Source organism: Streptomyces sp. NPDC052114, assembly GCF_040680155.1.
Taxonomy (GTDB): Bacteria; Actinomycetota; Actinomycetes; order Streptomycetales; family Streptomycetaceae; genus Streptomyces.
In genome coordinates this window covers 34,319-49,217 of the sequence record NZ_JBFAWC010000024.1, presented here as the reverse complement: position 1 = coordinate 49,217, position 14,899 = coordinate 34,319, and the positions used below count along the sequence as shown (strand labels likewise).

Annotated in this window: 16 protein-coding genes; 3 read left to right on the top strand and 13 right to left on the bottom strand. The window is 71.9% G+C overall.

Features of this window, described 5'->3' with window-relative positions; translation table 11 throughout:
• Window position 1 precedes the first annotated feature (1 nt).
• The 6 genes from AB0L89_RS36340 to AB0L89_RS36315 all read right to left on the bottom strand — a co-directional run bounded on the left by AB0L89_RS36340 (window position 2) and on the right by AB0L89_RS36315 (window position 6,377).
• A complete protein-coding gene (locus tag AB0L89_RS36340) occupies window positions 2-1,159 on the bottom strand; it encodes an ROK family glucokinase (protein ID WP_055702544.1) in 1,158 nt (385 codons plus the stop codon).
• Between the two features lie 205 nt (window positions 1,160-1,364).
• On the bottom strand, window positions 1,365-2,186 hold the full coding sequence (locus AB0L89_RS36335; RefSeq protein ID WP_365151225.1) for an ATP-binding cassette domain-containing protein: 822 nt from the start codon (window positions 2,184-2,186) through the stop codon (window positions 1,365-1,367).
• The gene (locus AB0L89_RS36330) at window positions 2,183-3,238 is read right to left on the bottom strand and encodes an ABC transporter permease (protein ID WP_365151222.1); all 1,056 of its coding nucleotides are present in this window, start codon (window positions 3,236-3,238) and stop codon (window positions 2,183-2,185) included. Before AB0L89_RS36330 ends, AB0L89_RS36335 begins: the two co-directional genes overlap by 4 nt.
• Window positions 3,235-4,254, bottom strand: coding sequence for a sugar ABC transporter substrate-binding protein (locus AB0L89_RS36325; protein ID WP_365151219.1), 1,020 nt, complete (start codon window positions 4,252-4,254; stop codon window positions 3,235-3,237). The genes AB0L89_RS36330 and AB0L89_RS36325 overlap by 4 nt, the downstream gene beginning before the upstream one ends.
• A 118-nt stretch (window positions 4,255-4,372) precedes the next feature.
• On the bottom strand, window positions 4,373-5,365 hold the full coding sequence (locus AB0L89_RS36320; RefSeq protein WP_365151216.1) for a sugar ABC transporter substrate-binding protein: 993 nt from the start codon (window positions 5,363-5,365) through the stop codon (window positions 4,373-4,375).
• A 145-nt stretch (window positions 5,366-5,510) separates the two neighbouring features.
• Window positions 5,511-6,377, bottom strand: coding sequence for a GntR family transcriptional regulator (locus tag AB0L89_RS36315; RefSeq protein ID WP_365151213.1), 867 nt, complete (start codon window positions 6,375-6,377; stop codon window positions 5,511-5,513).
• A 35-nt stretch (window positions 6,378-6,412) separates the two neighbouring features.
• Here AB0L89_RS36315 and AB0L89_RS36310 point away from each other — a divergent pair, with 35 nt between their 5' ends.
• A complete protein-coding gene (locus AB0L89_RS36310; RefSeq protein WP_365151210.1) occupies window positions 6,413-7,417 on the top strand; it encodes a Gfo/Idh/MocA family oxidoreductase in 1,005 nt (334 codons plus the stop codon).
• Between the two features lie 22 nt (window positions 7,418-7,439).
• Here AB0L89_RS36310 and AB0L89_RS36305 read toward each other — a convergent pair whose 3' ends face one another.
• From AB0L89_RS36305 to AB0L89_RS36295, 3 genes are all read right to left on the bottom strand, one after another.
• Window positions 7,440-7,844 carry a PaaI family thioesterase gene (locus AB0L89_RS36305; RefSeq protein WP_365151399.1) on the bottom strand — a complete coding sequence of 135 codons (405 nt, stop codon included), beginning with the start codon at window positions 7,842-7,844 and terminating at the stop codon, window positions 7,440-7,442.
• Window positions 7,845-8,029: 185 nt separating this feature from the next.
• Entirely contained in the window at window positions 8,030-8,725 is a 696-nt protein-coding gene (locus AB0L89_RS36300; protein WP_365151207.1) for a response regulator transcription factor, read from the bottom strand.
• Window positions 8,722-9,999, bottom strand: coding sequence for a histidine kinase (locus tag AB0L89_RS36295; RefSeq protein ID WP_365151204.1), 1,278 nt, complete (start codon window positions 9,997-9,999; stop codon window positions 8,722-8,724). The genes AB0L89_RS36300 and AB0L89_RS36295 overlap by 4 nt, the downstream gene beginning before the upstream one ends.
• 168 nt (window positions 10,000-10,167) lie before the next feature.
• Here AB0L89_RS36295 and AB0L89_RS36290 point away from each other — a divergent pair, with 168 nt between their 5' ends.
• On the top strand, window positions 10,168-10,374 hold the full coding sequence (locus AB0L89_RS36290) for a hypothetical protein (RefSeq protein WP_365151201.1): 207 nt from the start codon (window positions 10,168-10,170) through the stop codon (window positions 10,372-10,374).
• A gap of 25 nt (window positions 10,375-10,399) precedes the next feature.
• Here the strand turns inward: AB0L89_RS36290 and AB0L89_RS36285 are convergent, their stop codons facing one another.
• The 3 genes from AB0L89_RS36285 to AB0L89_RS36275 form a co-directional block, all read right to left on the bottom strand.
• Window positions 10,400-10,807: a ribonuclease gene (locus tag AB0L89_RS36285; protein ID WP_365151198.1), complete on the bottom strand. Its 408-nt coding sequence runs from the start codon at window positions 10,805-10,807 to the stop codon at window positions 10,400-10,402.
• A 259-nt stretch (window positions 10,808-11,066) separates the two neighbouring features.
• Window positions 11,067-11,972: a DMT family transporter gene (locus AB0L89_RS36280; protein ID WP_365151195.1), complete on the bottom strand. Its 906-nt coding sequence runs from the start codon at window positions 11,970-11,972 to the stop codon at window positions 11,067-11,069.
• Window positions 11,973-12,105: 133 nt separating this feature from the next.
• A complete protein-coding gene (locus AB0L89_RS36275; RefSeq protein WP_365151192.1) occupies window positions 12,106-12,714 on the bottom strand; it encodes a dihydrofolate reductase family protein in 609 nt (202 codons plus the stop codon).
• Window positions 12,715-12,970: 256 nt separating this feature from the next.
• On the opposite strand from AB0L89_RS36275, the gene AB0L89_RS36270 reads away from it, so the two are divergent.
• Window positions 12,971-13,711 carry an SDR family oxidoreductase gene (locus AB0L89_RS36270; RefSeq protein WP_365151189.1) on the top strand — a complete coding sequence of 247 codons (741 nt, stop codon included), beginning with the start codon at window positions 12,971-12,973 and terminating at the stop codon, window positions 13,709-13,711.
• 72 nt (window positions 13,712-13,783) lie between these two features.
• Here the strand turns inward: AB0L89_RS36270 and alc are convergent, their stop codons facing one another.
• Window positions 13,784-14,899, bottom strand: coding sequence for an allantoicase (gene alc / locus AB0L89_RS36265; protein WP_365151186.1), 1,116 nt, complete (start codon window positions 14,897-14,899; stop codon window positions 13,784-13,786).

Below are 14,899 nucleotides of genomic sequence, written 5' to 3'. Positions count from 1 at the left end.
CTTACTGGGTTCCCTGGGAGGTGCGGTTGTTGGAGCGGCGGGCCTCGGCATAGCGCTCGTAGCGTTCGTAGCGCTCCACGCGGCGGCGGTTGGCGCGGCGGAAGCGGCGGGCGACCAGGCGGGCCAGGTCGGCGGCGCCCACCATGCCGGCCTCGGGTCCGAGCTGGGCGCGGGCGATGCGGGCCTCGGGACGGTAGCCGCGCCCGGTGAGGTGACGGCGGAACGCGTCGCGGGCCGGGCCGATGAGGAGGTCGTCGGCCGCGCTGACGCCGCCGCCGATCACGAAGCAGGAGGGGTCGAGGGCCGCCGCCAGGTTGGCGATGCCGACGCCGAGCCACTGGCCGATGTCCTGGAGCAGTTCGACGCACATCGCGTCGCCCTCGCGGGCCAGCTCGGTGATGAGGGGGCCCGTGATGTCGGGGACGTTGCCCTTGACGCGCTCGATGATCCCGTACGCCACCGGGGAGTCGGCGGCGGCCAGCTCACGGGCCTCGCGGACGAGCGCGTTGCCGGAGCTGTACTGCTCCCAGCAGCCGCGGTTGCCGCACGGGCAGCGGTGGCCGCCGGGGACGACCTGCATGTGCCCGAACTCGCCCGCGACGCCGAATTTGCCGCGCTTGACCTGGCCGTCCTCCAGGATCGCGCCGCCGATGCCGGTGCCGAGCGTGATCATGACGAGGTGGTCCTCGCCACGGCCCGCGCCGAAGCGCCACTCCGCCCAGGCGGCGGTGTTCGCGTCGTTGTCCACCATGACGGGCACCGCGAGTCGGCCGGAGATGCGGTCGCGGAGGGGTTCGTTGCGCCAGGACAGGTGCGGGGCGAACAGGACGCGGTTGCGGTCCGCGTCCACCCAGCCCGCGGCGCCGATGCCGACCGCGTGCACGTCGTGCCGGTCGGAGAGGTCGAGAACCAGTTCGACGATGGTGTCCTCGACCACGCGGGGGCTCTTGGACTTGTCCGGGGTCTCCGTGCGGAGGGTCTCCAGGATGTTGCCGTCGGCGTCGACGACGCCCGCCATCACCTTCGTACCGCCGATGTCGATGCCGACGGTCGGGACGCGGGGAGCCGTCAGATGGGACCGGCGCTCACGCGTGCCCACGGTCCGCAGAACCGTGGCTCGGGCGGAGCCGCGGTGGGCTAGGTCGCGGTAGGTGCTCATTGCCGCGATTCTGCCTCACGCTCGCGGGGGCGCGCACAACGGGCACGGGGTGCCCCGTAGAGGGGTGCGCCCCGTAGGGGCGCGGGGAACTGCGCGAGCAACCACGAGGAAGCCGCAGTCGCGTCCGCTCGGTGGCCCGGCAGACGCGGCTGCGGCTTGTCCTGGGCTGAGCGCGCAGTTCCCCGCGCCCCTTACGGGGCGCTGCTCAGCGGCCTTCCAGCTCGTGACGCAAGTCGTCCAGCTCGGAGCCGCCCGCCATCTGGCGGGTCAGTTCGTCGAGGGTGATCTCGTCGCGGGCGTAGCTGCCGAACATGGCGCCCCGCTTGAGGAGGACGAAACGGTTGCCGACCAGGTACGCGTGGTGGGGGTTGTGCGTGATCAAGACCACGCCGAGACCCTGGTCCCGCGCCGCGGCCACGTACTTCAGGACGACACCCGACTGCTTCACGCCGAGCGCCGCAGTCGGCTCGTCCAGGACCAGGACCTTCGCGCCGAAGTACACCGCGCGGGCGATGGCCACGCACTGGCGCTCGCCACCCGAGAGCGTGCCGATGGGCTGGTCCACGTCCCGCAGGTCGATGCCCATGCGCAGCAGCTCGGCGCGGGTCGTCTCGCGCATGAGGTCGACGTCCATGCGGCGGAAGGGGCCCACGCCCTTCGTCGGCTCGGAGCCGAGGAAGAAGTTCCGCCAGACCGGCATCAGGGGGACGACGGCGAGGTCCTGGTAGACCGTGGCGATGCCGCGGTCCAGGGACTCGCGCGGCGAGCCGAGCCGGGTCTCCTCGCCCTCGATGCGGAAGGCGCCCGCGTCGTGCTGGTGCAGACCCGCGATGATCTTGATCAGGGTCGACTTGCCCGCGCCGTTGTCGCCCAGGACGCAGGAGATCTCGCCCGCGTGCACCTCCAGGGAGACGCCCTCCAGCGCGCGGATGTTGCCGTAGTACTTGCTGACGTCGTCGAGCTCCACGAGGGGCGTGCGCTCCTCGCCCTGCGGCGTCGCGTCGGCCTTGGCCGTGTCCGTGGTCACTTCGTCGCCTCCGCGCGCTTGCGGACCCAGTGGTTGAGCAGGGTCGCCAGGAGCAGCATCACTCCGAGGAAGAACTTGAACCAGTCCGGGTTCCACTCGGCGAACACGATGCCCTTGCTGACCATGCCGAAGATCAGCGCGCCGACGGCCGCGCCGACCGCGGAGCCGTAGCCACCGGTGATCAGACAGCCGCCGATGACGGCCGCGATGATGTAGATCAGTTCGTTGCCCACGCCCTCGCCGGACTGGACGACGTCGTACGAGAAGAGCAGGTGCTGGCCGGAGATCCAGGCGCCGAAGGAGACGCCCATGTAGAGGCCGATCTTGGTCGCGGCGACCGGGACGCCGACCGCGCGGGCCGCGTCCTCGCCGCCGCCGACCGCGAAGATCCAGTTGCCGACGCGGGTGCGCAGCAGGATCCAGGTGGCCACCACGATCAGGGCGAGCCACCACACGATGGTGATCTTGAAGTCGACGCCGCCGATGGTGATCGTCGAGGCGAAGACGTCCTTGGCGGAGGAGAAGCCCTCCATGTCGGAGATCGACTTGGTGGAGACCGTGCCGCTGATCAGCTTGGTGAAGCCGAGGTTCATGCCGGTCAGCATCAGGAACGTGCCGAGCGTGATGATGAAGCTCGGTGGGTCCGTGCGGGTCAGCATGACGCCGTTGAAGACGCCGACCGCGAGGGTGGCGAGCAGGGAGACCCCGACGCCCACCCAGACGTTCGCGGTCATCTGGTAGCTGAACATCGACGAGATCAGCGCGGAGGTCGTCACCATGACGCCCGCCGACAGGTCGAACTCGCCGCCGATCATCAGCAGCGCCACCGGCACCGCCATGATGCCGATCGTCGACGCGGCGTAGAGGACCGTGGCCAGGCTCGTCGTGCGCAGGAAGCTGTCCGCGACGATCGCGAAGAAGACGAAGACGGCGACCGCGCCGACGACCGAGCCGAGCTCGGGGCGGCCCATCAGCTTCTTCAGCGGCGAGGTCTTCAGGAGGCGCTCGTCGGCCTTGGTGCCCGGGGCGGGCGCGGGGGCTGTGGCGGTCATCGTGTCCCTCGCTTCGCGTATTCCTCCAGCTCCGCGGCCTGGTCCTTGGTGATGATCTGCGGGCCGGTCAGCACGGGCTTGCCGCCGCCGAGGACGTCGGCGTTGTACTTGTACAGCCACAGCAGGTCGACGGCCTCGTACCCCTGGAGGTAGGGCTGCTGGTCGACGGCGAAGCCGAGGGAGCCGGACTTCAGGCCCGCGGCGACCTTCTCGTTCAGGTCGAAGGTGTCGACCTCCGCCTTGCTGCCCGCGCCTTCCTTGGCCTTCACGGCGGCGTCCGCGAAGGGCGCGCCGAGCGTGACGACCGCGTCCACGTCCTTGTCGGACTGGAGCCTGGCCTCGATGGAGGACTGCACGTCGGGCATGTTGGTGCCCGTCACGTAGAGGTTCTCCAGCTTGCCGTCGAAGGTCTTCTTCGTGCCCTCGCAGCGCTGCTCGTGGCCGACGTTGCCCTGCTCGTGCAGGATGCAGAGCGCCTTCTTCTTGCCGCGCTTGTTGAGCTCCTCGCCGACGGCCTCGCCCGCGATCGTCTCGTCCTGGCCGATGTGGGTGAGCGCGCCGAACTCCTTGGACTCGGCGGAGCCGGAGTTCACGGTGATCACCGGGATGCCGGCCTTCTTGGCGCGGGCCAGCGGGCCCTTCATCGCGTCCGGCTTGGCCAGCGACACGATGATGCCGTCGACCTTCTTGTCGATGTAGGAGTCCACGAGCTGGGCCTGCTGCTGGGCCTCGGCGTTGTGGGCGTACAGGAACTTGATGTTGTCCTTGCGGGACGCTTCCTCGGCACCGTTCTGGACGATGTCCCAGAAGGTGTCGCCATCGCCCGAGTGGGTGACCATGCCGAAGGTCCAGCGCGGTGTGCTCACCGCGGCCTTGCCCTGGGCGGCCGCGGCCTTGCGGGCGTCCTCCGCGCGCTTGCCGCCGGTGCTGCTGCATCCGGTGAGGCCCGCGGTGACCCCGAGCACCGCGACCAGCGCGGCGCCCACCGCTCGTACCCCTGTCTTCACCCTTGCCACGACGCCGTGCCCTTCTAGCTCTGCTGCTCTGTGCGGCCGGTCCGGATCTCCGGCCCCAGCCGCCCAAGTATCGACCACGCACCTCGCGTGTGTGTTCATCGGGGGCCGCGGCGTGTGCTCATCGGGTTCCCCGGGCGGTGTACTTCTCCAGCTTGGGCACGTCCTTTTCGGTGACGATGGCGGGTCCGGTGAGGACGGGCTTGCCGCCTCCCAGGACGTTGGCGTTGGTCTTGTAGAGCCAGAGTTCGTCGACGGAGAGGTAGCCCTGGAGGTAGGGCTGCTGGTCGACGGCGAAGCCGACCTCCTTGGCCTTGAGCCGCTTGACGACCTCGGCGTTCAGGTCGAACGTGTCGACCTCGGCCTCGCTCCCCGCGTCGTCCTTCGCCTTCACCGAGACGGCGGCGATGGGCGCGCCGAGCGTGACGACGGCGTCGATGCCCTTGGTGGCCTGGAGCTTCGCGCTGATGGAGGACTGGGCGCCGGGCGCGTTGGTGCCCTCGACGTTCAGGTTCTCCACCGTGCCGTCGAAGGTCTTCTTCACGCCGGCACAGCGCTGTTCGAGGGAGACGTTGCCCTGTTCGTGGATGACGCACAGGGCCTTCTTCTTCCCCCGGGCGTTCAGCTCGTCGCCGACGGCCTCACCGGCCACGGACTCGTCCTGGCCGATGTGGGTGAGCGCGCCGAACCTCGCGGAGAACTCGGCGCCGGAGTTGATCGTGACGACCGGGATCCCGGCTCGGGTCGCCTTGGCGAGCACCGCCTGCATCGCCTCGGGCTTGGCCAGGGTCACGACGATCCCGTCGACCTTCTTGTCGACGAACGACTGGACCAGCTCGGCCTGCCCCTTCGCCTCCTTGTCGTTGGCGTAGAGGAACTCGACGTTGTCCTTGCGGGCCGCCTGCTTCGCCCCGCTCTGGACGATGTCCCAGAAGGTGTCGCCCTCGCCGGAGTGCGTCACCATGGCGATCTTGAGGCGGGGTGTGGAGACGCCCTTGCCGCCGTCGTCGTCCGCCTTGTCCTCGTCGTCCTTGCCGCCGGAGCCACTGCAGCCGGCGGCCAGCGCGATCACTGCGATCAGGACTGCGGCCGTGCGGGATGTGCGCGTACGCATGGTGGCACCACCTCTTCTCCCCGGCCGCCTCGGTGCGGCTGGGGGAGTTCTAGCGGGGGGCGCGCGGCAGCGTCAATGGATTTGTCAGAACATTCTGACGACCGTTGGCGAGTTGGTATCCACGGCCGTACGGGGTTCCCGTGCCCTACGGCCGTACGAGGAGCTGGAACTCGAAGGAGTAGCGCGAGGCCCGGTAGACGTGCGAGCCGAACTCGACCGCCCGCCCCGTGTCGTCGAAGGTCGTGCGCCGCATGGTGAGCAGCGGGGCGCCGGCCGGCTCGGCGAGCAGCGCACCCTCCTCGGCGGTGGCCGCGCGGGCGCCGACCGACTGGCGCGCGCTGTGCAGGGTGAGGCCCGCGGCGCGCATGAGGCGGTAGAGGCCGGTGGCCTCCAGGCGCTCGGTGTCGAGGTCGAGGAGGCCGCTCGGCAGGTGGTTGCGCAGGTGGGCCATGGGCTCGCCGTGGGCGAGCCGCAGCCGCTCGACGAGGTGCACCTCGTCGCCCTCGGCGACCCCGAGCGCCGCGGCGACCTCCGCGGACGCGGGCTCGACGGTGTTGCGCAGGACGCGGGTCTCGGGGCGCTGGCCCGCCGCCTCCAGGTCGTCGTAGAGGCTGCTGAGCTCCAGGGGGCGCTTGACCTGGCTGTGCACGACCTGGGTGCCGACACCGCGGCGCCGCACGAGCAGGCCCTTGTCGACGAGGGACTGGATGGCCTGGCGGACGGTGGGCCGGGACAGCCCGAGCCGCATGGCGAGCTCGATCTCGTTGCCGAGGAGGCTGCCGGGGGTCAGGGCGCCGCGCTCGATCGCCGCCTCCAGCTGCTGGGCCAGCTGGAAGTAGAGCGGGACCGGGCTGCTGCGGTCGACGCCGAGCCGCAGCGCGACGGTGGGGTCCTTGACCGGCTTGTCCTGGGCTGCTTTGGCGACTGGTTTGGACACGGGGCGAGCGTAGTCCCGAGAGATGATGACGGGAAGTTCTGTTGTCCGGACTGTTCTGTTGTCAGGACAAACCATTGACAGGGCGGGCGGGGCGTCGCGAGGGTGGGTCCATGCGCATCGGACTGATCGGAACGGGCCGTATCGGCACTTTTCACTTGACGGCCCTGAGCCGCCGTCCCGAGGTGACGTCCCTGGTCGTCGCCGACGCGGACGCGGCACGGGCGGCGGACCTCGCGGCACGGACCGGGGCGGAGCACGCGGCGTCGGTGGACGCCGTCCTGGCCGGCGGCGTGGACGCCGTGGTGATCACGACGGCGACCTCGGCGCACGCCGAGCTGATCGGCAGGGCGGCGCGGGCCGGGCTCCCGGTCTTCTGCGAGAAGCCGATCGCCCTGGACCTGGCGGGCACGCTGGCCGCGCTCGCCGAGGTCGAGACGGCGGGCACGGTGCTGCAGCTCGGCTTCCAGCGGCGCTTCGACGCGGGGTACGCGGCGGCGCGCGAGGCGGTGCGCACGGGCAGGCTCGGCCGGCTGCACACCGTGCGGGCCATGACCTCGGACCCGGCGCCGCCCCCGGCCGCGTACCTGCCGCTCTCCGGCGGCCTCTACCGCGACTGCCTGGTCCACGACTTCGACATCCTGCGGTGGGTGACCGGGCGCGAGGTCACGGAGGTGTACGCGACCGGCTCCGACGCGGGCCCCGCGATGTTCCGCGAGGCGGGCGACGTCGACACGGCCGCGGCGGTCCTCACCCTGGACGACGGCACGCTCGCCACGGCGACGGCGACGCGGTGCAACGGCGCCGGGTACGACGTACGCATGGAGCTGGCCGGGGAGCGCGACCAGGTGGCGGTCGGCATGGACGAGCGCACGCCGCTGACCTCGGCCGAGCCGGCGGGCCCGCCCGCGCCGGTCAAGCCCTGGCCCGGCTTCCTGGAGCGCTTCGCCCCCGCGTACGAGGCGGAGCTCGCCGCCTTCCTCGACGTCGTACGCGGCGAGCGCGAGAACCCCTGCGACGGCCGCGAGGCGCTGCACGCGCTGCGGATCGCCGAGGCGTGCGAGCTGTCGCGGCGGGAGCGGCGGCCGGTGGGACTCGCGGAGATCCCCGAGGGCTGAGCGATCCTCAGGGGCGCGGCGTTCAGGCCGTGGAGAGCACCGTGCCCTGCGCGATGGCGCACAGCGTCTCCAGGCCGTCGGCGCCGACGGTGGACAGCTCGCAGCGGACCGTCGCCTGGCGGCGGCCCGAGTGGACGACGACGGCGCGGGCGACGAGCTTGACGCCGGTGGCCGGACGGACGTACTGGATGGAGAAACCGGAGGTCAGCACGGCGGGCCCGAGCGTGGTGCCGGCCGCGAACGTGATGCTGTTGTCGGCGGCGTAGGCGAGCACGCCGCCGTGCACGAAGCCGTTCTGCTGCCGGAGTTCGTCGCGGATGCCGATCTCCAGCGTGGCCGCGCTCTCGCCGAACCAGGTGACGCGCGCCCCGACGAGCCGGCTGAACGGCTGCGCGTCCAGGACCCGTTGGGCCACGGAGAAGTCGATGGGCTCGGCCGGGGGTTCGGCGGCCGGGGGCCCCGCGGGCGCGGGCCCGGTCACCGGAGGAGCCGACGGATCGGCCGCCGCAGGAGTCGGGGGATCAGGCACGGGAGCCACCGGAGTCGCCGGTGCCGCCGGAGTCGCCGAGGCCACCGGATGCGCCGAAGTCGCCGGAGTCGTCGAGGGATCGGTCATGGACGACTTCTACCACCGGACGGGTCCTCCTCGTCCAGCAGTCCCGCGTCATGGGCCAACAGCGCGATCTGCACACGGTTGTTGAGGTCCAGCTTCGTCAGGATCCGGGAGACGTGCGCCTTGACCGTGGCGACGCTCAGGAAGAGCTGCGCGGCGATGTCCGCGTTCGAGCCGCCCTGCCCGACCGCGACGGCGACCTCGCGCTCCCGCTCCCCCAGCAGGTCGAGCCGGGCCAGCGCCCGCCGCCTGCGGTCCAGTTGGAGGTCGTCCCCGGTCGCCCGGGTGATCAGCTGCCGGGTCACCGTCGGCGAGAGCACGGGCTCCCCCGCGGCCACCGAGCGCACCGCGGCGACGATCTCGGCCGGCGCGGTGTCCTTGAGGACGAAGCCCGCCGCTCCCGCGCGCAGGGCGCGCAGGACCTGTTCGTCGGCGTGGAACGTGGTCAGGACGATCACCTCGGGGGCGCCGGGCCGTCCGCGCAGCGCCTCGGTGGCGGTGAGGCCGTCCATCGTGGGCATGCGGATGTCCATCAGGATGACGTCGGGACGGAGTTCACCGACCAGCGGGGCGACCTCGGAGCCGTCGCCCGCCTCGCCCACGATCTCGATGTCGTCCGCGCCGCCGAGCATGAAGGAGAGCCCGGCGCGCACCAGCGGGTCGTCGTCGACGAGCAACAGCTTGATCGTTGTCATGGCGCCCACGGTAGCCAGGCCTCCAGGTGGAATCCGCCGTCGGGGCCCGCCCGGTGGCCGAGCCTGCCGCCCGCGAGCGAGGCCCGCTCGGCGAGTCCGATCAGGCCCTGCCCGGACCCCGGCACCTTCGGCACGTCTCCGGGTGGGGCGGGGTTGTGCACGGACAGGGTCAGGCCCTCGCCGGGAGCGCCCGTCACGGCGACGGTCACCTCGGCGCCGGGGGCGTGCTTGCGCGCGTTGGTCAGGCCTTCCTGCGCGATGCGGTAGGCGGTGCGGCCGAGCGCGGCGGGCGCGGCCGCCGGGTCGGTGACGCGGTTGTCGAGGACGACCTTCATGCCCGCCTCGCGGGACTCGGCGACCAGCGTCTCCAGGGCCGCGAGCGTGGGCTGGGGGCGGTCCCCGGCGTCCGCGTCGCCGCCGCGCAGCACGCCGATCACCTGGCGCAGGTCCTGAAGCGCCTCGTGGGCGCTCTCGCGGATGACGCCGGCCGCGCGGGCGATCTCCTCGCGGGGCGCGTCCGGGCGGAACTCCAGGGCGCCCGCGTGCACGCTGAGCAGGGTGAGGCGGTGCGCGAGGACGTCGTGCATCTCGCGGGCGATGGCCTCGCGGGCGAGCCGCTGGGCCTGTTCGGCGCGCAGGGCCGCCTCGTTCTCGGCGCGGACGGCGCGGTCGCGCAGGCTGAGCAGGAGCTCGCGGCGGGAGCGCACGAGCATGCCCCAGCCGATGACCGTCACGGTCAGCAGCATGCCGAAGGCGATGGCGACGCCGTAGGGCATGTCCGTGTCGGGGCGCAGCCAGTAGGTGAGCGGGACCAGCGCGAGCGAGGCCCCGCCGATCCACGCGACGTACCGGAAGGGCCGGTGCACGGCGAGGGTGAAGAGGGCCACCGCCGCCGCGCCGCCCGCCGTGTCGGAGGCCACCGCGACCGGCACCATCGCGAGGGCGAGCCCGACGGGCCAGCGTCTGCGCAGCCAGACCGCGGCGCAGGCGAGCGCGCCGACGACCTGGTCGAGGTCCCGGAAGCCCTCGGAGACGTGCGGGTTGCTGCTGACGGCGTCGGCGCCGATGAGCCCGATGAAGACGGCGACGAAGAAGCAGGTGAAGTCGGTGATCCAGTCACGGACGGTCCGGCGGGACCTGCGGCCGCTGCGGCTCGGGTCGAACTCGCGGGCGACGGCGGAGGGCAGCGTCCACGGACTCGTGACCAGGGGCTTGGTGGTGGACTCCCCCGCGGGCTCGGGCCGGGGCCGCCGCGTGGGTTCGGTGCCGCTCATGGTCGACAAATCTACGCGGGTATCGCGGCCGGGACCGCGCCCGCACATGATCATCGACCAAAGTCGTACCGGAGCCGCGCCGGTCATCGACTTTCGGACCCGGCGGACGGAGGGATCCTCGCCCCGCGGCGGATGTCCGCGGGGAAGGCACGGGGCGAGGATCGCCTCATGAAGCAGCTACTGGAATTCCTCGGTGTGGTCCTGTTGATCCAGGGCGTGGTGGGCCTGGTGCACAGGTTCACCGGTGAGCTGCGTGGCTGGGGCCTGGTGCAGCGCCTCGGCTTTCTCGACGGGTACGAGATCTACGCGAGCGTGGCGCTGGTCGTGCTGGCGTTCGCGCTGTTCGCCGCGGCGGAGAGCCGGAAGGCGCGCTGACCGGGCGTCCCGAGGGGCGCGTGGTTCAGCAGCCGTGGTCGACCAGGTCGAAGGACGCGTAGTGGTCGGCGGTGTAGTAGTCCTCCTGGCTCTTCTCCCCGGTGACGATGCGGCGGGCGCCGCGGTCGTCCGAGCCCGGGGTGATGACCGTGTACTCGTGGTAGTAACCGGAGCTCTGCTGGGGCAGTTCGCCCTCACGGTTCTGGAAGACGGTGCCGTCCTGCGGGAACGGGTAGGGGCCGCCCTTCTCGATCAGGTCGAGGGTGTCGTGGGCCTGGGCGGGCAGCGCGGAGTAGCAGACCTCGCCGACCGCGGTGACGGAGTACGCGACGGGGGCGGCCGGCGCGGCCTGCGCGGTGGCGGCGACGGGGCCGCCGACGAGCAGGGCGGCGGCGAGGGCAGTGACGCTGACGATTCGTGGGGGGATTCGCATGGGTCCAGTGTGACGCGCGTAGAGGTTGGCGTGTCAACGTCAAGTGCGGTGAATTTTCCGGGAGTTACCGGCTGTTAACCGAACACGGCCGACTCTTCTCCGCCGCTTCTTCTCCGCACCGCTGACATCCGTCACGGGTTCTCCGCACCGCCGACGTTCGTCACGCCTTCTCCGCATCGGCGGCGTACGCGCCCCTCCGGCCCACCTCGTACGTGTCCGCCGACCTCTCGGCGGTGCTCGCGGCGGTCCGCGGAGACCCTCACCGCGCCCGGCGGCCCAGCCCGGTCCCCACCAGCACCAGCAGCCCGCCCAGCAGGCCGAGCGCGCCCAGCCGTTCACCGCCGATCGCGATGCCCACGGCCGCGGCCCACAGGGGTTCCGTGCCGAGCAGCAGGCTGACCCGCGAGGGCGAGGTCCTGCGGACGGCCCACATCTGGACGAAGAAGGCGAAGAGCGTGCAGCAGACGGCGAGGAAGGCGAGACCCGCCCACTCGCGCGCGCCGAAGCCCGCCGCGACGGACCACGGCGTCCGCCCGGTCCCGGCCCCCGCGAGCACCGCGAACACCAGCACCGCGCCGCCCAGTTGGACCGTGGTGAGGGAGAGCGCGTCGGCGTCCCGCACGGACTTCATGCGGGACATGGCGAGGACGTGGACGGTACGGGCGAGGGCGGCGAGGAGGATCAGCAGATCACCGGCCGAGGGCCGGGTGAACCCGCCGCCCTGGGTCAGCAGGACCACGCCGAGCACCGAGAGCGCGGCCGCCCCGAGGAACGCGCGCGACGGGCGGCTGCGCCGGATCGCGGCCTCCGCGAGCGGCGTGAAGATCATGGTGAGGCTGATGATGAGGCCCGCGTTGGTCGCGGAGGTGTGCACGACGCCGTACGTCTCCAGGAGGAAGATCCCGCTGAGGATCAGCCCGAGGACGGCGGCGCCGCGCCACTGCGCCCCGGTCAGCGTGCGCAGGGAGCGCCATCCGGCCGCCACGAGCGCGGGCAGGACCAGGGCGAAGCGCAGGACGAGCACGGCGACGACCGTGTGCGTGGTGGTGATGCCCTTGGCGGCGAGGTAGCTGGCGCCCCACACCGCGGCGACGAGCAGCACGGGCAGATCGGTGAGCCAGGCCCGGCGCGGCGCGAGCGTGGCGGGGGCGGCGAGCGTCGACACGGGGCGCGGTCTCCAACGGGGTCGGGGGTGTGGAGACTTCGGCGGCTCGCACGCGGAGCGGACAACGTATCCGAGGAAGATCGTGCCGGGAAGACCTCGCGCCCCGTGCGGGGCGCGAGGGGGTGCGCGGTGCTCAGAAGCTGCCGTACTCGGGGCGGCCCGCGCGGTCGTAGGTGGCGATGAGCACGCCCTTGGACGTCGTGCGCGACTGCGTGAGCCGGTAGGCGGCGGGCAGGCCGCCCTCTTCGAAGAGCCGCTTGCCGGTGCCGAGGACGACGGGGAACGTCAGCAGGTTCAGGCTGTCGATCAGGCCGTGGGCCAGCAGGGAGCGCGCGAGGTTGCCGCTGCCGTGCATCTGGAGTTCGCGGCCGGGCCGCTCCTTGAGCGCGGTGACGTCCTTGACCAGGTCGTCGCGGCCGATGATCCGCGTGCCCGGCCAGCCGGCCTCGGTGAGCGTGGTGCTCGCGACGTACTTCGGCAGGGAGTTGAGCCGCGAGGCGACCGGATCGGCTGGGTCCGTCTTCTTGGGCCAGTACCCCGCGAAGATCTCGTACGTGCCGCGCCCCAGCAGGAAGGCGTCGGCCCGGTCGAAGACCTCGGTGATGAAGCCGCCGAAGTCCTCGTCGGCGTAGGGGAACGACCAGCCGCCGTGCTCGAAGCCGCCGCTGCTGTCCTCGTCCGGGCCTCCGGGCGCCTGGAAGACGCCGTCGAGGGTGAGGAACTGGGTGAACGTGAGCTTCATGACGCGTGCCTTCTCTCGGATGGGTGGCGTGTCCTTCACCTACTGAGACCCGCCGCCGGCCCGGAAGTCATCGCCGGCGGATGCCATCGCTCCCAGAAGTCGTCGGATGCCATCGCTCCCAGAAGTCATCGCTGCCGAAATCCGCGTCCGTTTACCGCCAGCCGCCGCCCCCTCGGACGAGTTTCATTGAACCCGCAAGCACTTCTCGCCCACAGCGGCGGATATCACCGCATTCATACGCAGAAGAGGTACGGACATGTCTACTCTCACCGGCAAGAAGGCCCTGGTCACCGGCGGCAGCCGCGGCATGGGCGCGGCCGCCGCGCTGCGCCTGGCCGAGCAGGGCGCGGACGTGGCGATCACCTACGTGCACAACGAGGACGCGGCCCACGAGGTCGTCGCGAAGATCGAGTCGATGGGACGGCGCGCCTTCGCCATCAGGGCGGACGCGGCCGAGGCCGGGGACGCGGCGGGTGCCGTGGAGCGCGCGGCCGACGACCTGGGCGGTCTGGACATCCTGGTGAACAACGCGGGCATCGGTGTCCTGGGACCGATCGGCGACCTGACGCTCGCCGACGTCGACCGGGTGCTCGCCGTCAACGTACGCGGGGTCTTCCTGGCCTCGCAGGCGGCGGCGGGCAGGCTCGGGGACGGCGGCCGGATCATCACCATCGGCAGCTGCATGGCACAGCGGGTGCCGGGCCCCGGCGGCACGCTCTACGCGACGAGCAAGGCCGCCCTGATCGGCCTGAACAAGGCGCTCGCACGGGAGTTGGGCGGGCGCCGGATCACGGCGAACCTGGTCCAGCCTGGCCCCATCGACACCGACATGAACCCGGCGGGCGGCCCCTTCGCCGACGGACAGAGCGCCATGACGGCACTCGGCCGCTTCGGTTCCGCCGACGAGGTGGCGTCCCTGGTCGGCTATCTGGCCGGGGACGACGCCGCGTACATCACCGGTACCGAGCTGTCGGTCGACGGCGGTCACGCCGCCTGACCGCGGGCGGAACTGGTTGCGGGGCGCACCGGGGCTGTCCACCCGGTGCGCCCCACGTTCAGCGGGGGCGGATCAGCCGCCCAGCTCCTGGTGGCGGGCGGCCAGCTTGGCCGCGCCGCCCTCGGTCAGCGAACCGAACAGGCGCAGGCGGGAGATGCCGCCGTCGGGGAAGATGTCGATGCGCACGTGGGTGCCGACCACCGGCGCGTCGAGCACGAAGCGGTGGTTGGTGTCGGGCTGCAGGCGGGTGCGCGGCAGCGCCTCGGCCCACTCGCCGCTCTCGCCGTCGCGCACGGACAGGGAGGCCCAGCCCGCCGAGTTGCCCTTGAGGTAGGCGGTGTCGATCTCGACCGCGCGGATCTCGGACTGCTCCACCAGCTGGTAGCGGATCCAGTCGTTGCCGGTGTCGCGGCGCCGGCGGGTCTCCCAGCCGTCGTCCATCTTGCGGGAGCGGCCCGGCTGGATGGTGTTGGTGGCGGGCGAGTAGAAGCGGTCGGAGGCGTCCTCGACCTGGCCGCCGTTCTCCAGGGCGACGACGTCGAACGTGCCGAGCGCGGCGAGCCACTGCGGGTCGGGGGCGACCTCGCCGTACACCCGCAGGCGGGCGATGCCGCCGTCGGGGTGCTGGTTGACGCGCAGGTGCGTGAAGCGCTGCTCGACGTCGACGGCGAAGCCGTTGGCGGCGTGGCCGCCGACGGGCGTGCGCGGCACGAGCGTCGTCCACTTCACGTCGTCGCCGAGGAGCTCCTCGGGCGTGGGCGAGCCCGCGACGCTGGTGGCCTCGACGGAGACGGCCTGCGGGTAGTTGCCGCGGAAGTGGGCGGTGTCGATGACGATGCCGCGTACGACGCCGGGCGCGCCGAGCCGCACGAGGGCCCAGTCGTGGTCGTCCTGGGTGGGCCAGGGGTGCTCGGCGGAGACACCGCGCCGACGGCGGGTCTCCCAGCCGTCCATGACCTTGCCCTTGTGACCGAAGTGCTCGGGGTCGAAGACGGCGTCGTGCGGGAGCAGCAGGTTCTCGCGCATCGCGAAGAACTCGTCGTTGGCGGCGATCACACCGGCGCCGAGCTGCCGGTCGGCGAGGTTGGCGTACTGGGTGAAGGGGAAGTCGGCCGTGCGGTAGTCGGCAAAGGGCTCGCCGCCGCCGTAGGGGCTCGCGTCGCCGGTGAAGGAAGGTATCGCCGTCAC